Annotated in this window: 17 protein-coding genes; 5 read left to right on the forward strand and 12 right to left on the reverse strand. The window is 44.9% G+C overall.

Annotation, left to right across the window (positions count from 1 at the left end):
• Window positions 1–14 precede the first annotated feature (14 nt).
• Window positions 15–737, reverse strand: coding sequence for a response regulator (locus tag MFMK1_RS12175; protein WP_366921973.1), 723 nt, complete (start codon window positions 735–737; stop codon window positions 15–17).
• A gap of 210 nt (window positions 738–947) precedes the next feature.
• Between MFMK1_RS12175 and MFMK1_RS12180 the strand changes: the two genes are divergently transcribed.
• Window positions 948–1,706, forward strand: coding sequence for an MEDS domain-containing protein (locus tag MFMK1_RS12180; RefSeq protein ID WP_366921974.1), 759 nt, complete (start codon window positions 948–950; stop codon window positions 1,704–1,706).
• Between the two features lie 23 nt (window positions 1,707–1,729).
• Here the strand turns inward: MFMK1_RS12180 and MFMK1_RS12185 are convergent, their stop codons facing one another.
• From MFMK1_RS12185 to MFMK1_RS12205, 5 genes are all read right to left on the reverse strand, one after another.
• A complete protein-coding gene (locus MFMK1_RS12185; RefSeq protein ID WP_366921975.1) occupies window positions 1,730–2,335 on the reverse strand; it encodes a methyltransferase domain-containing protein in 606 nt (201 codons plus the stop codon).
• Between the two features lie 141 nt (window positions 2,336–2,476).
• Window positions 2,477–2,932 (reverse strand): Fur family transcriptional regulator, encoded by a 456-nt coding sequence (locus tag MFMK1_RS12190; protein WP_366921976.1) that lies wholly within the window; start codon window positions 2,930–2,932, stop codon window positions 2,477–2,479.
• Window positions 2,925–3,764, reverse strand: a complete 840-nt coding sequence (locus MFMK1_RS12195) for a metal ABC transporter permease (RefSeq protein WP_366921977.1) — start codon at window positions 3,762–3,764, stop codon at window positions 2,925–2,927. Before MFMK1_RS12195 ends, MFMK1_RS12190 begins: the two co-directional genes overlap by 8 nt.
• Complete coding sequence (locus tag MFMK1_RS12200) at window positions 3,764–4,477, reverse strand: metal ABC transporter ATP-binding protein (RefSeq protein WP_366921978.1); 714 nt, start codon at window positions 4,475–4,477, stop codon at window positions 3,764–3,766. Before MFMK1_RS12200 ends, MFMK1_RS12195 begins: the two co-directional genes overlap by 1 nt.
• A gap of 27 nt (window positions 4,478–4,504) precedes the next feature.
• Window positions 4,505–5,365: a metal ABC transporter substrate-binding protein gene (locus tag MFMK1_RS12205; RefSeq protein ID WP_366921979.1), complete on the reverse strand. Its 861-nt coding sequence runs from the start codon at window positions 5,363–5,365 to the stop codon at window positions 4,505–4,507.
• Window positions 5,366–5,704: 339 nt separating this feature from the next.
• On the opposite strand from MFMK1_RS12205, the gene MFMK1_RS12210 reads away from it, so the two are divergent.
• Complete coding sequence (locus MFMK1_RS12210) at window positions 5,705–6,736, forward strand: D-alanine--D-alanine ligase family protein (RefSeq protein ID WP_366921980.1); 1,032 nt, start codon at window positions 5,705–5,707, stop codon at window positions 6,734–6,736.
• Window positions 6,737–6,874: 138 nt separating this feature from the next.
• Here the strand turns inward: MFMK1_RS12210 and MFMK1_RS12215 are convergent, their stop codons facing one another.
• Window positions 6,875–8,224, reverse strand: coding sequence for a peptidoglycan DD-metalloendopeptidase family protein (locus MFMK1_RS12215; RefSeq protein WP_366921981.1), 1,350 nt, complete (start codon window positions 8,222–8,224; stop codon window positions 6,875–6,877).
• Between the two features lie 393 nt (window positions 8,225–8,617).
• On the opposite strand from MFMK1_RS12215, the gene MFMK1_RS12220 reads away from it, so the two are divergent.
• Window positions 8,618–9,214 carry a DUF502 domain-containing protein gene (locus MFMK1_RS12220; protein WP_366921982.1) on the forward strand — a complete coding sequence of 199 codons (597 nt, stop codon included), beginning with the start codon at window positions 8,618–8,620 and terminating at the stop codon, window positions 9,212–9,214.
• A 161-nt stretch (window positions 9,215–9,375) separates the two neighbouring features.
• On the opposite strand, the gene MFMK1_RS12225 is transcribed toward MFMK1_RS12220, so the two are convergent.
• Entirely contained in the window at window positions 9,376–9,552 is a 177-nt protein-coding gene (locus MFMK1_RS12225; protein WP_366921983.1) for a 4Fe-4S binding protein, read from the reverse strand.
• 175 nt (window positions 9,553–9,727) lie between these two features.
• Here MFMK1_RS12225 and MFMK1_RS12230 point away from each other — a divergent pair, with 175 nt between their 5' ends.
• Together MFMK1_RS12230 and MFMK1_RS12235 are read left to right on the forward strand one after the other, a co-directional pair.
• Complete coding sequence (locus MFMK1_RS12230; RefSeq protein WP_366921984.1) at window positions 9,728–9,913, forward strand: hypothetical protein; 186 nt, start codon at window positions 9,728–9,730, stop codon at window positions 9,911–9,913.
• A 26-nt stretch (window positions 9,914–9,939) separates the two neighbouring features.
• Window positions 9,940–10,239, forward strand: coding sequence for a spore coat protein (locus MFMK1_RS12235; RefSeq protein ID WP_366921985.1), 300 nt, complete (start codon window positions 9,940–9,942; stop codon window positions 10,237–10,239).
• An 80-nt stretch (window positions 10,240–10,319) separates the two neighbouring features.
• Here the strand turns inward: MFMK1_RS12235 and MFMK1_RS12240 are convergent, their stop codons facing one another.
• The 4 genes from MFMK1_RS12240 to MFMK1_RS12255 all read right to left on the reverse strand — a co-directional run bounded on the left by MFMK1_RS12240 (window position 10,320) and on the right by MFMK1_RS12255 (window position 15,572).
• The gene (locus MFMK1_RS12240; RefSeq protein WP_366921986.1) at window positions 10,320–11,804 is read right to left on the reverse strand and encodes a class I adenylate-forming enzyme family protein; all 1,485 of its coding nucleotides are present in this window, start codon (window positions 11,802–11,804) and stop codon (window positions 10,320–10,322) included.
• 113 nt (window positions 11,805–11,917) lie between these two features.
• Entirely contained in the window at window positions 11,918–13,153 is a 1,236-nt protein-coding gene (locus MFMK1_RS12245) for an acyl-CoA dehydrogenase family protein (protein WP_366921987.1), read from the reverse strand.
• A gap of 19 nt (window positions 13,154–13,172) precedes the next feature.
• Window positions 13,173–13,763, reverse strand: a complete 591-nt coding sequence (locus MFMK1_RS12250; protein WP_366921988.1) for a TetR/AcrR family transcriptional regulator — start codon at window positions 13,761–13,763, stop codon at window positions 13,173–13,175.
• Window positions 13,764–14,048: 285 nt separating this feature from the next.
• Window positions 14,049–15,572: a DHA2 family efflux MFS transporter permease subunit gene (locus tag MFMK1_RS12255; protein WP_366921989.1), complete on the reverse strand. Its 1,524-nt coding sequence runs from the start codon at window positions 15,570–15,572 to the stop codon at window positions 14,049–14,051.
• Between the last annotated feature and the right edge of the window lie 30 nt (window positions 15,573–15,602).

Genomic DNA, 15,602 nt, shown 5'->3' on the forward strand with positions numbered 1-15,602 from the left:
GCAATAATATTCTATCACCCACCTTCCGATTTGGAAAGCTGAGGACCAAAAAATCCGATTATTTTACTGTGTTTTAAAGCATAAATAGTCGCAGCAGCTCGGCTTTTTAACCCCAATTTATGGAGAATGTTTGAAACATAGTTACGCACGGTACCGGAGCCTAAATACAGTTGCGCTGCTATTTCTTTATTTGTCAAACCTTGCCCTAACAGTATTAATATATTTAGTTCTTGTTGGGTAAGATCTTCCAACCTTTCTTCATTTATATCCCTATCTTTTTGTTTTTCGTGAAATCCCAGTAGTATCTCAGCTACAAATGGGTCAACAAATCGTCCACCCTGAATAATTTTCGTAATTATGTAGTGTAATTCGTTAATATCTGTGTTTTCTTTGGATAGATATCCATCAACCCTGGCCTGATTGAAATAACGCATTACAAATTCCGGGTCATCTCTGGTAGAAAAGATGATTACTTTGGTATCCGGGAAGTTCTCTTTTAATTGCTGACAAAGAGCCATCCCCTCATCCACAGTTATTGAAGAATTCATTATTACGATATCAGGCCCTTTATTTCTAACTTGATTGATACAATTCCTTCCTTCAGATACCTCCCCGATAACTTCAATCTCATCAAATTGTTCTAAAGCAGTGCGGACGCTTTTCCTGGCAATGATAAAATTATCCGCCAGCAAAACTCTGACATTCCTGCGCTGTTCTGGCTTCATCTCCCCACCCATTACTTTCACCCCCATCAAAATCCATGTTCCCCAATGTACACCAATGTTAATTATTGCTAATTGTTGTTAGCTCGTTTACTCTTCGATGATTTTATTCTAAAATCCTTCTTAATATTTCTGAAACCTACAATTATTGACAAAAACTATCAATCAGGATACCATGATTTCGAGATGTAGATTTTGACACTCTTTATTTGGAGTTGATAAAGATTGAAACCTTTACTCACCGTTCAGGAAGTATCCGAATTATTTAAGGTGCATTCCATGACTGTTTACCGTTGGATTAAGAACGGCAAACTAAGTGCTGTCAAGATCGGACGCGAATACCGTGTTGCTCAGGAAGTAGTTGAAAAACACTTTCATGCTGGGCCTGAATATAAAGAAACTGTTAACATCAACAAGCCTTTTACCCTATCTGCTGTTCTAAAAAAATCAGAACATATTATGGCTCTGGTTACAGACAGCGAATCCTTGCTCCAGTTGGAATTAGATTTCATGGATACCGGGCTAGCAAAAGGAGCGCGGCTGTTTAAAAGCTGTTGGTGGCAGGATCCCGACGATTTTCGGTCCCTGGCATCGGCCCAATGGACAGATTTAGAGGCTTTAGAAGCAAAAGGCCAATTAGTGATCAAGGATTTGCGGCGTCTTTACCAAGAACGCGGCATCGCCGCGGCGGCACTCAGCTGGACTAAGGAACTATCCAACGCTTTTGATTTAGGGTTTTCACAATTGTGGGGAAGTGGTTCGCCTAACGCTTCTTGTTTTACAAATGGACTACCGGAATTGTTGGCATTCGAAAGTTATCTGAACAGCATATTGGCAGGGCAGCCGATTGTTGCCATCTGCCCCTATCTAGGTACGCTTTCTCGCGCAGAAGAACTGGAATTATCACGCCACCATACCGGGATATTGGTTTTTTCCGACCAAAAAAATAAGGCACTCTTTCGGTGCCAAAGTAGAATTGGTTAAGCTTACATTTAGTCTTACTGCTGTTAACGGCTATAGGCCTTTATTAAAACTGTCTCGAAGGTTATTTTCGTTTTATCATCAATATCAACCGGATACTGTTGCAGGGTACGAATATCAAACTTTGTGAAATACCTTTTGAGCAGGCCTTCCCATTCTTTAATTGTAAGGCACCCGCCCACGCACCATGACCAAGCATCAGCGTCTTCTCGCAATTCCCGCGGCACCGGCTTTTTGCTGGTAACATCAGCAGCCACGAAATACCCGTTAGTCGTAAGCACTCTAGCAATCTCAGCCAGCACCCGTTCCTTATTAGACACCAAGCTAAGACCACAATTTATGGTAACCACATCCACGGAGCCGTTTTCCATCGGTATTTGTTCCATATCCCCATGCAGAAACTGCACATTTTTGATGTCTAATTGTCTGCGAAATTCAATTGCTTTACCTAACATTTCTTTGGTTAACTCTAACCCATAAACTTTGCCATCATTTCCCACCGTGCCCGAGGCGATAAAACAATCCAGCCCAGCACCAGAGGCTAAGTCTAATAAAGTGTCACCTGGCAGCAGGTCAGCATTTGCCATGGTATTGCCGCATGGGTGGGAAATTTTCAGCAGTTCTTTAGGCATGCCTCTTAATTGACGTTCAGTATAAATCTCGCCGGGTAAGGTGACTGAACCCGTTGAGCTTTTGCCTCCCGCAACGGCAGCATAGTTTTCCTGTATCGCCTTTTTTAGTACATCTGTTTTTATGATAAGGTCCTCCCTCTGTCAAATGGTTTGAGCTGAATGCTGTTCATTATTTGTTTTTCTTCGTTGGCACCGCCGGCAGTAGCCAAAAACTTCAAATCGATGTTCCGTTGGTAAAAAACCCGCCCAAGTTTCCAACTGCATCTGGTCTAAGGGGCATCTGTCTATTAGTTGGGTTGCGCCGCATCCTTTACAAATCAAATGATGACCGTGATTGTAGTCCTTTACCAAAACATAAGCACGACCGCCTTCCATCGGTATCACAGACAAAATACCCAGGTCCGCTAGCAATTCAAGATTACGATAAATGGTGGAAAAGTTGGTCCCGGGGCAAATATCTTTGGCCCGTTGATGAATGCCACGGGCAGTTAAGGCCGTATGCGTATCACTGCTGACTACGTCTAAAATGGCCCTGCGCTGTTTGGTCATCTTATAACCCCGAGATTGTAATTCTTCCTTGATATTTTGGTTAGCCAACTTCATCCCTCCCAACCGCCCCGGTAGTTAGTTTAGCCCGGCCGCTTTTAAATAGAAGTACAATAATCAACATCAACACAGCTGTCATAATAACAGTACCACCTGGTGCAGCTGCCAGGTAGTAAGACGCGGTTAGACCCACCGCCATGGCGACTTCCCCAAATACCACCGCCAATATAACCGCCTGTCGAAAACTTTTGGCCACCTGAACGCTGGCCGCCGCCGGAATAACCATCAGTGACGATATTAATAAGACTCCTACCACCCGCATAGTAATAGTCACAGTAGCGGCAGTGACCGCCATAAATATGAAATTTACTGCATTGGCGGGTATCCCGGCCAATTTGGCACCTTGTTCATCATATGTAAGAAAAAACAATTCTTTATATAAAAGCACAACCAATATGATCACTACCAGTCCTAATAATGCAATCATCTTAACATCCATGAGTGTAATAGCGACAATGCTGCCAAACAAATAAGCAGTCAGCTGGCTGAGATCGCCGCTGCCAAATCCTATCAATATCACTGCCAAGCTTACTCCGGCGGAAAGCATGATAGCAATAGCCAGTTCTGCATAACGCTGGTACATTCGCCGTAAATATTCAATACTCATCGCTGCCGCCACCGTAAAGAACAGCGCACCAAGCATGGCATTAAATCCTGTCAGCAGACCCGCAGCCACACCGGCCATAGATACATGCGCCAATGTATCTCCTACCAACGACAACCGCTTCAACACCAGAAATAGCCCAATCATCGGACACACCAACGCTACTATCCCGCCGGCAGCAAATGCTCTCTGCATAAAGTCATACTGCAGCATCCCCATTACATCACCTCCGATGAGCTAAAGCTAGCTCCCTCTGATTCTACCGGCGGTAGTTTTAGCTTTCCCCCGGATAAGGAGTAAACTTGGTTCACCAATCCTGCCACATCTGCTAAATGATGCGTGATGATAACCACCGCGGCATTTTGTTCCTGGTTTAGTTTTAATAACAGCTCCAACAACACCCGGCTGTTATCTTCATCAAGACCAGTGGTGGGTTCGTCAAGAATTAGTAATTGAGGCGATGTAACCAACATCCGGGCAATCAGCACGCGCTGCCTTTCTCCGCCGGAAAGATTACCCAGCAGCGACCGGGCCTTAGTTGAGAGCCCTACCTGTGCCAATACCGCTGATACCGCCCGTCTCTGGTCAGCATTGGGACCACGAAAAAGTCCTGTGGCTGCACAAAGTTGGCTGCTGACCACTTCCGTTACGGTAGCGGGAAAGCCGAAATTAATCGCTTCACTATTTTGAGCTAGATAGCCGATTTGGTCCCACTTCTTAAAGCGATGGAGAAGTTGGCCAAACAAACGTACTTCGCCCCGGGAAAGGGGCAATAAACCCAAAGCTGCTTTTACTAAGGTGCTTTTGCCGGCACCGTTAGCGCCAATCAAGGCCGTGAAATCCCCAGGGAAGACCTGCCAATTAATACCTTTAAGGATTTCCCTGCCTCCCTGTGTTACTGAAAGTTCACTGGTTTGCAGCACCGGTTGCATTTTTTTCACCTCAAGTTTTTCTGACATTTAGCGGGACATACCCTGTTCCAACTGCTCTAAATTGAAGCGCATACGGCTAAAATAGTCTTCTCCTTCTATATCGTGTTCAATAGGATCCAAAGCCATCATATTTTTGCCTATCTCTTCAGCCAATGTCTCGGCAACCCGGCTGGATTCCCCACGGGCATAGTAAATTGTAGTAACACCCTTACTGCGGCAAAAGTCTACTAAATCCGCCATTTTAGCTGGATTCGGCATTTCATCAGCATTAGTGCCCAATACTGAAACTTGGGTCAAGTTATACCGGGCAGCGAGATGAGCAAAGGCGCCATGTGAAACTACCAAATAGCGCTGGCCCAATTCTCGGGTAATTCTTTGGTAGTCCCCATCAAGCTGCTGCAGGCGGGCAATTAATGATTCTTCATTTTGCCTATAGGCGGCAGCGTTGGCTTTATCCGCCTCTGCCAGCGCTCGGGCTATATTTCGCACCATCGCCTCAGCCAGGATCGGGTCAAGCCAGATATGCGGATCTTCATTCCCCGTCACCGTCATACCTTTGCCGGCAAAAATATAACTGGGCCCGTCAACACTGCTCTTGATTTTATCCAACCACGGTTCCATATTAAGGCCGTTGTAGATGAAAATTTCTGCTTTGGTCAAATCAGCCATATCCCTTGGAGATGGTTCCCAATGATGGGCATCTGCACCTGAGGGCACCAATGAATGTACCGTCACCAAATCCCCACCCAAAGATGCGGTAAATTCCGCCAGAGTCGCAAAACTTACAAATACCTGCATTTTACCATCATTATTTCCCACCTGAGCCGTATCCCGTTGGCTGCAGCCTGATGCAACAAGGGACAGCAATAGCATCGGTATCAAAATCATAAGGACCCTCCGCCTTGCTTTATTTATCCTCACATTCATGATTATACTCCTTTTGCAAATCGTTTGCATTTAGTATAGTTCTTTATAACCAATAATATTCCTGCCTGGGGATACATTTTTTCAGCTCAGTTAGTTTTTCCCTCCTTAGGAAGCACTGTGCAGTATACTGACGTATTTAAAGTGTATATTAAGTTATTCTACAGGTATTTTCCTTTCACAGTAAATAATCGTGCTATATAGTAACTTTTGCTTAATATCGACAAAATTTCTGTTGTCTATTTTACTTAGATGACGTAAAATATATCTTGCTAATTAATTTTTTTCAAAGGAGAATAGTCAATGAACGAAATACTTTTTCTTTATAACTGGGTCCCATTAACACAAAAAAGAGGGGCTTATGCCGAATGTGCCGGCACCAACACGGTGAATGACATTAAAAAGGCACTGCATGCTTTAGGTCACTATGTAATTTGCGTTAATTTATTAAACCAAGAGCAATTAGAGCGATTGGTCAATTATCATCATATCGGTCGGGCATTTGTTATTGCCGAAGGATACCTGGATTTTCCCGAGAGTTTGTACGACGGCAGCGGCGCCGCCTCTATTCGTCGGGTTTTGCAAAGTATGGGCGTGGTCAGCACCCATTCGGCAGCGGAAGTTATGGAACTGTGCCGTAACAAAGACTTGACCTATAAAGTCTTGCAGGAAGCCGAACTGCCCATACCACGTCATGTATGCTTTAACTTGGCAGACAATAATATCGCCGAACAAATTGCCACCGCCCAGTGGCAGGTCAATTATCCAATGTTCGTCAAGCCTACCGGCGGCGGTAACAGTATCGGTATTGATGAGAAATCGGTAATAAATAATGCGCAAGAACTCCGCACTGTGCTGGAAAGACTGGTTAACAGCTATGGCATTACCCATGCACTGGCAGAAAGTTATCTGCCCGGGCAGGAATTTACCGTAGGCGTCATGGGCCATCAGGAAAAGTATGTCCTGCCAATTTTGGGTTTTCCTGCTAACTTCCCGGTGCGCAGCAATGCTGTAAAGAAGATTGAAGCTGAACAGCGAGATAAGTTTCAAATCCTTTACCCCACTGATAGCCGTTATGCTCGGCTGCAGCATTTGGCGTTAAAAACATTTGAAGCGTTGGGAGCCAAGGGAGTTATCCGTATCGATATGAAGGAAGACATCGATGGTAACCCTTATATCATTGATGTTAACGGTACACCATCCCTCTCTGCCAAAGGCTCTTTGGCCTTTATGTCGGAGCATAACGGAATGACCTTCCGTGATTTGATAGGCAGTGTGCTTAAGGAACAGCCCCTTTATCAGGGTGTAGTGGAAGAGGACGTGCTGATAGTTTGATGGCGGTCACAATCGCCGCCTAAAATCTTTTGATAAGAAATCGCCTGGTGCCTAGAAGACTTGCGATGCTGACATGAAAAAACCTCAAGGTAAGTTATGAACTGTACCTTGAGGTTTTTATAATTGTCGTATATTCATTTACAGATAGTTCCACGGGTTTCGTGTACTGCCGTTTTGACGCACTTCAAAGTGAAGATGTGATCCGGTACTGTTACCGGTAGAACCTACCGCCCCAATTTTCTCCCCTGTATCAACCCGTTCCCCAACTCGAACATTAATTTTAGACAGATGAGCATAACGAGTCTGAAGGCCATTACCGTGATCAATATAAATAACCCTACCATAACCACCGCCCCAGCCGGCAAAGGTTACCTTCCCTTCAGCGTAGGCAAAGGCGCCTGTACCATACCTTGCGGCAATATCTAAACCATCATGAAAACTCCGCCGGCCGGTAATAGGATGAGTCCGCCAACCGTAACCGCTGGACACGCGTCGGCCCTGAACTACCCCGTAATTACGCTGACCGCCCCGGGAAACGGTCTGCTTAGTGCCTACCCGGACAATCCTGGTTACCGGTTCCTCTAAAACCTGCGTGTTCACTACATTCATTGTTGATTCCAAGCCGTTTAGCATGGCGATATCATAAGTCACGTTTTGCTTACCCTCGACACCGGGTTTTACCACTATCTTTTGACGCCGGTAAAGACTGTCGTCTTTACGATATTCGGTCTCAAAAGGTACTGGTTCTGAAATCGTATTTTCCAGGGTAACCACCACATCAAACTTGGGGTCAAACGGTTTCACCACCAATTTATCACCGGGAAATACCTTCTCAGGGTCAATATCCGGGTTCAGCATTTCGAGCTCGTCCAAACCCATGTCATAACGCCTGGCGATTAACCAAAGGTTGTCTCCCTTGTCCACCTCGACAATGCGCGCTTCCCGTTCTTTCTCATAAATCAATTCTTTAATGCGGTCCCACTGCCAAATTTCAGCCGGTCTTACCAGTGCTTCTTCTATTTCCACCTTCTGCTTAAAATCAGTTGACTTGATTTCTGCATTTTCGTCAATTCCCGTCAGGTATTGGCTTTTATATTCCTCCAGCAGCTGCTCCATCTTTTCCTTATCACGAACTGCAAAGAGACTTTTCCCATCAACCTTAAACCGATATCCCGGGGTTCCCAATTTTACAGATTTGACGATTACCTTATTGATATCATTTTCCAAGCGCTGCTTGTCCAACTTTGATTCGCGAACTTCGATTTTACCTATTTCTTTTACCGGATAGCCGGATTGTTTGCTTAGCTGCTCTTTATATTCTTCCAAAGCAGTTAAAAATTCCTCTCGTTCTTTCACCTGGGCCACAGGTTTGCCGTCAACAACAATTTCGTAGGCCTGCACTGCACTTTGATACCAAAAAAATGTGATTACCATCACCAACATAGATGCTACTGCCATCAGTCGGCGATTGCGGTATTTTCTGCCCATCACTTCAGCTCCTTTATGCCACCAAAAAAATTATATGCTCATACATTTTAACCCAAAAACAGCTAATTTTCCAGAAAAAATATCATTTTGAGGAATATTTACCCGTTCTTTTCTTATTCAACCAACGCATAAAACGGCGTGTAGTAAAACTCAGCCCCACTGCTCCAATGATAATCAATAAAATAGTTCCATACGGCTCAGGTACCCAATAGATGATGGCAAATATGTTGACGTGTAGTATTAATAGACCGACAAGGTATTTTATTTTCACCACCTCCAGGAAGTTTTCCAATCTCCGGAATTTTCTCTCACCTGCTGGGTACTCTTTTAAGATAGTAAGCGGCACTAAATTATGGTAACATGGTAGTAAGTTTACGGACAAGGAGTTGTGTTATGAAAAGAATAGCAAAGTATTTTATTAACGGCCTGATTACCCTGCTGCCTATCTTTCTCACCGTTTTTATAGTCGCCAAGGTATTTTCCTTCAGTGACAACCTGGTGGGTCAATTTCTGCGGCAGTATGGCGTAAACATGCCAGGATTAGGTCTACTAATTGCTCTGGCTGTGATTACCCTAGTAGGGTTTTTGGCTACCAGCTGGTTCAGCAATAAAATATTCAGCTGGATCGACAGTATCTTTAGTAGAACACCACTGGTAAAAACCATTTACACTATCTTAAAGGACACCATCTCGTCCTTCACCGGCGAAAAGAAAAGTTTTTCCAAGATGGCCATGATTAATCTAGGTAATGATTTAAAAGTATTGGGTTTTGTCACAGCCGAAGATTTAGAGCTATTTGGCCTTTCGGATCACGTGGCCATTTATGTACAGCAGTCCATGCAGTGGGCAGGTAATCTGGTATTGGTACCAAAAGACCGGGTTACTCTGTTGGACATACCCGTAGAAGACGGCATGAAATTTTTAGTGTCTGCCGGTATCGCAGGTAATGGTAATAATAAAGTCAGTAATAAAGTTAAAGCCCGACAGTGATAAATGTGTTTCCTAACAGATTTATTCTACATTAATCCTTTATATCCTACTATAATAAATTGCTAACTGTTTCCACCAGAAACCCATAATTTCCTATACATTAAAAAAAGCGACCTACAGCCCTACAGCAGGTCGCTTTTCGCATTAAACTTTTTATATCGTTATTCGCCGGAAATAGCGCCAGTAGGGCACTCATCCACACAACTTTCACAATCAGTGCACTCATCGGCATCAACTGCTGCCACATCATCATCCTTCACTACAATTGCGCCGGTCGGACATACCTCTTCACACGAACCACAACCCGTACATTCATCACGATCAACTACAACAGCCATTAGTAAAACCCCTCCCTTTGGTGTATTTAATTTCCATACAATGTATTCTGGCTTTGCCCAATTTATCCCTGCCAAATGAAGCAAAAATTCCCACATAAATGTCTGTATTAATCAAGAATTGTCGGCAAAACTAAAACAAGGAAAAATTTGAATCCCCGAGCAAGGAGGTGTAACCATGGCCAATCTTAATCAAATGGAATTACAAAGTCTACGCCACTTAGTTAGCGATGAACAGCTCTGTGCCACTAAGTGCCAGACCTATGCCCAGCAGTCACAAGACCCCCAATTGCAGAAATATTTCAATACCGCGGCCAAGCAGGCGCAGCAAAACGTCCAAACACTGCAGCAGTTTTTACAATAATCTATTATACAAGGAGGTAATTAATTATGCTTCAAGATAAAGACATGGCCAGCGATGCTCTGGAAATGACCAAAGTACATGCTGGTGAGTTAACCAAAGCAGCCAGTGAATGCTCCAACAAACAGTTAAAACAGTCTTTTATCCAAATGCGTAACCAGATGGAGCAAAACCAGGAGCAGATCAGCCAGATAGCCACCCAAAAAGGCTGGTACATGCCCGCCGCCCCCGCAGACCAACAGGAAATCACCCGGGTAAAGACTTTCTTACAGCAGGGCACTGCTCCCCAACAACAAACAAATATGGGCCAAAGCAAAACCACAGTCTAAACATCAATAACTTGACAAAATGGTGCCAGGCACCATTTTGTCAAGTTATTTTCATTTCAAACATATTTTCTTCTGAAGCCCTAAGCCTCTCTTTTTATCTGATGTTTTAAAATTTTTCCTGAAGCATTTCTTGGAATAGCTTGGTCAAAGCGGAAAAATTTCGGTATCTTGAAATCCGCCAAATTTTTCTCACAAAAATGCTGTAATTCGCTGGGTTTTGGTGCCTCGCCTTTAGGTACTATCACAGCCATGACAGTTTCTCCCCACTGGTCATGCGGTACCCCGACAACCGCCGCATCTGCTACCTGAGGGTGCTGCGCCAAAACGTCCTCAATCTCCTTGGGATAGACATTTACCCCGCCGGAAATAATAACGTCTTTTTTACGTCCCATTACCCAAATATAACCATCCTGGTCAATCTTTGCTACATCACCAGTCTTTATCCAGCCGTCAGTCAACACTTCCTCGGTGGCTTCGGGTTTGTTATGATATTTAAGCATTACTGACGGCGATTTTAAGTAAATCTCACCTTCTTCACCGGCTTGAGCTGTTAAGCCGCTTTCGGCAACCACTTTTACTTCACAGTTTACCGCGCCGCGCCGCCCAATACTTCCACCGTGCTCATCATGTTCATCAGGAAATAACGCCACCCCGTTAGGTCCACTTTCTGTTAATCCATAAACACTCATGAACTTGCCGGGAAACTTGCTTCTTACCAACTCTAAAGCCTCTTTACCCATGGGTGCCCCACCGTAGATCCAGCACTTAGCACTAGATAAGTCATACTCTGCAAATCCTTTCGCCTGCATAGCCAATAAGTATGCCACTGGCGCACCGAAAAAGTGAGTAGTCTTGGCTTGCTGGCAGGTATCTAGGATTGCCTGGGGGGTAAAGTTGCCCACCACACATACAGCCCCGGCGTACAAAGCACCAATCATAAAAAGGTTAAGCGGTGCTGAATGGGTCAGCGGCATTAATAACATCATTCTGTCTTGGTAACGAATATCTGCTTCATAAGCCATCATCGTCCCCACTTCGTATGCGCAGTTATGGGTAAGCACCACTCCCTTAGGCTTACCGGTGGTTCCGGATGTATAAATAATCTCCGCTACATCATCAACCGAAATATTTAGCGAGGGACTTAAGGCTTCACTATTAGTCAGTTCGCTCAGTTCCCAAACGTTGGTCAACGCGACACAATCTTCTGAAATTTCTTTGCCGATGACATCCAGCCCACCATCATAAATTAGCATCTTAGCCTGACAGTCATTGACAATATACTCAATTTCCGGTTTGACTAGGCGTACATTCACAGGTACAACCACGCCGCCGGCCTTCAGAATGCCAAAGAAAGCGGCCAGAAATTCCGGTCGGTTGGGGATTACTAACGCCACCCGCTCACCAGGCTCGAGCCCCGCACGCATCAGCGCAGCGGCCACACCGTTGGCCCGGCTGTTCAATTCGGCCCATGTCCACTCCTCACCATAATCCAGACTCATCACACCACATTCATCACTGTACTTACGCGCATTTCTTTCCAAAAGCTTATGCAATACCTCTCCCATGCTTTCCTCTCCTCCTTTTAATATTTGGTGTCAGGCACCTTTTTGTCAAGTTATTGGTTTTACTCTTATTCCCTTTTACCTTTCACCCATATACCTTTTACTTGTTTTGCCCTTTACTCGTATACCTTTTCCTCTACGGCGTCAGCATTAACGGCGTCGGCTTCCACATCACGGGTAGCGGGGCCGGCAGCGCCCATTTCTTTATAGTACTCACTCTGGATGATTAGATCCATAATTTCGTTAGTACCGGTCCAAATCATGATTAGACGGATATCACGAAGCAAGCGCTCAATGGGGTATACATTGGTATAGCCGATGCCCCCCATGATTTGCATTGCGTGATTGACAATTTCCCAGGCGCTGTCTGTCGCGAACTTTTTCGCCTCAGATACCATTCGGCGGGCCACACCGGCGGGAGCACCATTATCTACGGCCTGGGCAGCGGCATGGACGATTGCTCGAGCTGCATCAAGTTTGGTAATACTGTCCGCAACTTTAAAGCTCACCGCTTCATACTTTCTAATCTTTTGCCCAAAAGCCTTACGACGATCACTGTACTTGGCCGCCACTTCCAGCGCAGCCCTAGCCATTCCTAGTGCCCCGGCGGCACTAGTCAGTCGCTCGGGAATCATCATTTGGTAAAAAATTCCCGCGGCACCATCTTTTTGACCTACCAGGTTTTCTGCCGGTACCTTAACGTCATCAAAAATCACCCGGCCGGCACCTCCTCCTCTGGTACCCATCAGACCATATAGATATTCCACCTTTACATCAGGTCCTCTTTCCACTAGAAACGTGCTGATACCCTTGTGGGCTGGAACTTCTTCGTTTGTCCTCGCATAAATTAGAAATAAATCCGCGCCTTCCGCTCCCACTACAAATCGCTTCTGCCCGCGAATGATGTAATGATCACCCTCCCTGCGCGCCTTAGTAGTGGTACCAAAAAAGTCAGAGCCGCCTCGTGGTTCGGTAAGACCCTCGGCCACTGTTATTTCGCCGGAAATGATGCGTTTTAAGTACTTTTCCTGCTGTTCAGAGGTGCCAAACTTATCGATGGCTTCACCGATAATGCTGGGAAGAGAAAAGAGGCATCCCAATGAAGTACCTAATATCCCTACTTCCTCCAAGGCAATAATTTCTTCAGTCCAACTCAACCCTCTGCCTCCCAATTGTTTGGGAAAACGCAGGCCAATTAAATTCCTTTCTGCCAAACTTTCAATATATTCTCTGGGGTACTGAATCTTTTCTTCATCCATATCCATTAGCAGCTGCTTAGGCACTTGTCGGACAAAATCCCGTACCTCCTGCCTTAGTAGTTTCTGGTCCCCGGATAGCATAAAATCAAACACATAAACCTCTCCTTTCACTTTACTTCTCCATAATTGCCTGATAAAGAATTTCCGTACACAAATCAAGGTCAATATTATCTTCATCAACTATTGACTGGATGCCTAGACCGAGACTAACACCTATCAAAATCGCTGATACTGCATCGGTCTCCTTTTTCCCCACCTCCCTGTCGTTTTCATGAAAGACCCGTTCTAACGTATTGCTGCTGTAACTGCGCATGTTTTTAAAAAAGCGCCTCATCGCCATTTGCATCTTATCGTTATACAACACTTGGCCTAAATAGTTCATGGTAACAATATAAGTCAATCGGTCGCGCCGCACCAATTTTCCTACAAACTCCAGATAGGTTCCGAGTATTTCGTCGGGTTGAAGCTTTTCACCCACTGAATCGCGCACCGCTCCATCAGTACGAGAGAAAACTTCCTTGAGTACCTCCTGCATGATGTCATCTTTACTTTTAAAATAATGATATAGAATTCCTGTACTCACCCCCGCCTCTTCAGCAATATCCTTTACAGAAAAGTTTGCATAACCTCTTTCAACCAGACAGCAAATTGCAGCATCAATTACCTGTTTGCGACGATGGTCAGCGGACATATTCTTTGTCATTACTTACCTCCATTTGTACTTATATTGAACGCTCGTTATATTTGAGTATAATTATATGCCTGCTATTGCTATATGTCAAATATTTCTGATAATTCCACATAAAAAAACGCCTTTATCAATATAGGCGATTATACTTTCTGCTCCCCTTACCAAACCCCGGCGTATAGACTTCTTGTGCCTAAGGCGGAATAAAATTAGTATTCTATGGCAGAAATTAACCATAACCCATAATGTCCTAACAAAAAAATAACTTGACAAAAAGGTGCCTGGCACCATTTTGTCAAGTTATTTGACGCGTTTTAGAAATAATGATGGTATTAAGCCGATAAGGCAGAATAATGCTGTCATTATAAACAGTTCATCTATACCCCGGACGAAGGCCTTTTGGGCTATTATTCCTTGGAGGGAGCCCATCAATAATTGTTTGGTAGCACCTACTGCTTCACCGGCAGAGCCGAACTTTGCCATCAGCTGCTGCACGGCCTCAGACCATGGGTTTATTTCCGCACTGTACACGGTTCGATGAAAGGCCACCCGGCCGGTAAGATATGTGGTCAGCAGCGTTAGACCAAAGGAACTGCTCACCCGCTGAATGACGTTACTAATAGCGGATGCCTGGCCCACGTAGCGCTGGGGTATCACGGCCATTCCTGCTGTTTGCGCCGGCATCATCACCAGCCCCATGCCTATGCCCCGCAGCACCACCCATTTGATAATGGTGGTAGAAGCGGTGCCCACTGCCAAATTACTCAACAGAAAAGTGGTATAGCTGAGGACGATAATACCTGCTACAGTTAGTGGCAGCGCCCCTATCTTATCGTAAATACGCCCGCTGATTGGCATCATCAAACCGGTGACCAGGGCACCGGGCATAAGCAGCAGCCCCGTCTCCATCGCACCAAGGCCGCGGATATTTTGTAGAAATAACGGCAGGTAAAATATCCCCACATACATGCTGACCATGGTAACCATCCCTACTACCTTACTGGCAGTAAACATGCCGTATTTAAAAATGCGCAGCTCCAACATTGGATGCTCGATGGTCAGTTCGTTATAGACGAAAATCCCTAAGCTTATTATGCTGGTATAGAATAAAAGCACCGTCGGCTGCGCGGTCCAACCCCATGCCTCTCCTTTGGAAAATGCCAGCAGCAGGGTAAATAGCCCTACCGATGAAGTTAGGAAACCGATAAAGTCAAAGGGTTGAGGATCCGGTGAATCAAATTCGGGTAAGACGATTAAACAAAGGAAGAAACCTAAAATACCGATAGGAACATTAATATAGAAAATCAATCGCCAGTTAAGGTATTCCACCAGATAACCGCCCAATGTAGGCCCAAGAGCAGGTGCCACCAACAGCGCCATCCCCCAGAAGCCCATAGCGGTGCCCAGGCGGTTTTTCGGTACAATACGAAAGATAATGGACATAGTGGTGGGCATAATCATGCCCCCGCCCAAAGCTTGAATTACCCGGGCCGCTATCATCACATTTAAATTCCAGGCTAAGCCGCACAGTATCGACCCTATGGTAAAAGTAACCAGTGAAAGAATATAAAGCTTTTTGTAGCCCCATTTATCTCCCAACCAGCCGCTGGTAGGCACCACCACCCCTAGGGTGAGCATATAAATAGTTACCACCCATTGAACCTCTTCGGTGCTAACTTCAAAAACGTGCATCAGCGTCGGGATAGCAATATTGATAATACTTGAATCAAGAATTGCCATAAAAGCACCTACTATAATAACGAGCATGGAAATTACCCAATGCTGCTCCACATTATTAGTTAAAGTTCTTGCCTGCGCTGTCATAATTCACCTTCTTCCGTTAGTAAACCTCGG

Origin of the sequence: Metallumcola ferriviriculae, from assembly GCF_035573695.1 — a bacterium.
GTDB classification, from domain to species: Bacteria; Bacillota; JADQBR01; order JADQBR01; family JADQBR01; genus Metallumcola; species Metallumcola ferriviriculae.

What these genes read in the sequence shown, in the direction of transcription:
- MFMK1_RS12175 (WP_366921973.1), bottom strand. Translation starts at nt 737, where the DNA reads ATGGGTGGGGAGATGAAGCCAGAACAGCGCAGGAATGTCAGAGTTTTG.
- MFMK1_RS12185 (WP_366921975.1), bottom strand. Translation starts at nt 2,335, where the DNA reads ATGCCTAAAGAACTGCTGAAAATTTCCCACCCATGCGGCAATACCATG.
- MFMK1_RS12195 (WP_366921977.1), bottom strand. Translation starts at nt 3,764, where the DNA reads ATGGGGATGCTGCAGTATGACTTTATGCAGAGAGCATTTGCTGCCGGC.
- MFMK1_RS12200 (WP_366921978.1), bottom strand. Translation starts at nt 4,477, where the DNA reads ATGCAACCGGTGCTGCAAACCAGTGAACTTTCAGTAACACAGGGAGGC.
- MFMK1_RS12205 (WP_366921979.1), bottom strand. Translation starts at nt 5,365, where the DNA reads ATGATTTTGATACCGATGCTATTGCTGTCCCTTGTTGCATCAGGCTGC.
- MFMK1_RS12210 (WP_366921980.1), top strand. Translation starts at nt 5,705, where the DNA reads ATGAACGAAATACTTTTTCTTTATAACTGGGTCCCATTAACACAAAAA.
- MFMK1_RS12215 (WP_366921981.1), bottom strand. Translation starts at nt 8,224, where the DNA reads ATGGGCAGAAAATACCGCAATCGCCGACTGATGGCAGTAGCATCTATG.
- MFMK1_RS12220 (WP_366921982.1), top strand. Translation starts at nt 8,618, where the DNA reads ATGAAAAGAATAGCAAAGTATTTTATTAACGGCCTGATTACCCTGCTG.
- MFMK1_RS12225 (WP_366921983.1), bottom strand. Translation starts at nt 9,552, where the DNA reads ATGGCTGTTGTAGTTGATCGTGATGAATGTACGGGTTGTGGTTCGTGT.
- MFMK1_RS12230 (WP_366921984.1), top strand. Translation starts at nt 9,728, where the DNA reads ATGGCCAATCTTAATCAAATGGAATTACAAAGTCTACGCCACTTAGTT.
- MFMK1_RS12235 (WP_366921985.1), top strand. Translation starts at nt 9,940, where the DNA reads ATGCTTCAAGATAAAGACATGGCCAGCGATGCTCTGGAAATGACCAAA.
- MFMK1_RS12240 (WP_366921986.1), bottom strand. Translation starts at nt 11,804, where the DNA reads ATGGGAGAGGTATTGCATAAGCTTTTGGAAAGAAATGCGCGTAAGTAC.
- MFMK1_RS12250 (WP_366921988.1), bottom strand. Translation starts at nt 13,763, where the DNA reads ATGACAAAGAATATGTCCGCTGACCATCGTCGCAAACAGGTAATTGAT.
- MFMK1_RS12255 (WP_366921989.1), bottom strand. Translation starts at nt 15,572, where the DNA reads ATGACAGCGCAGGCAAGAACTTTAACTAATAATGTGGAGCAGCATTGG.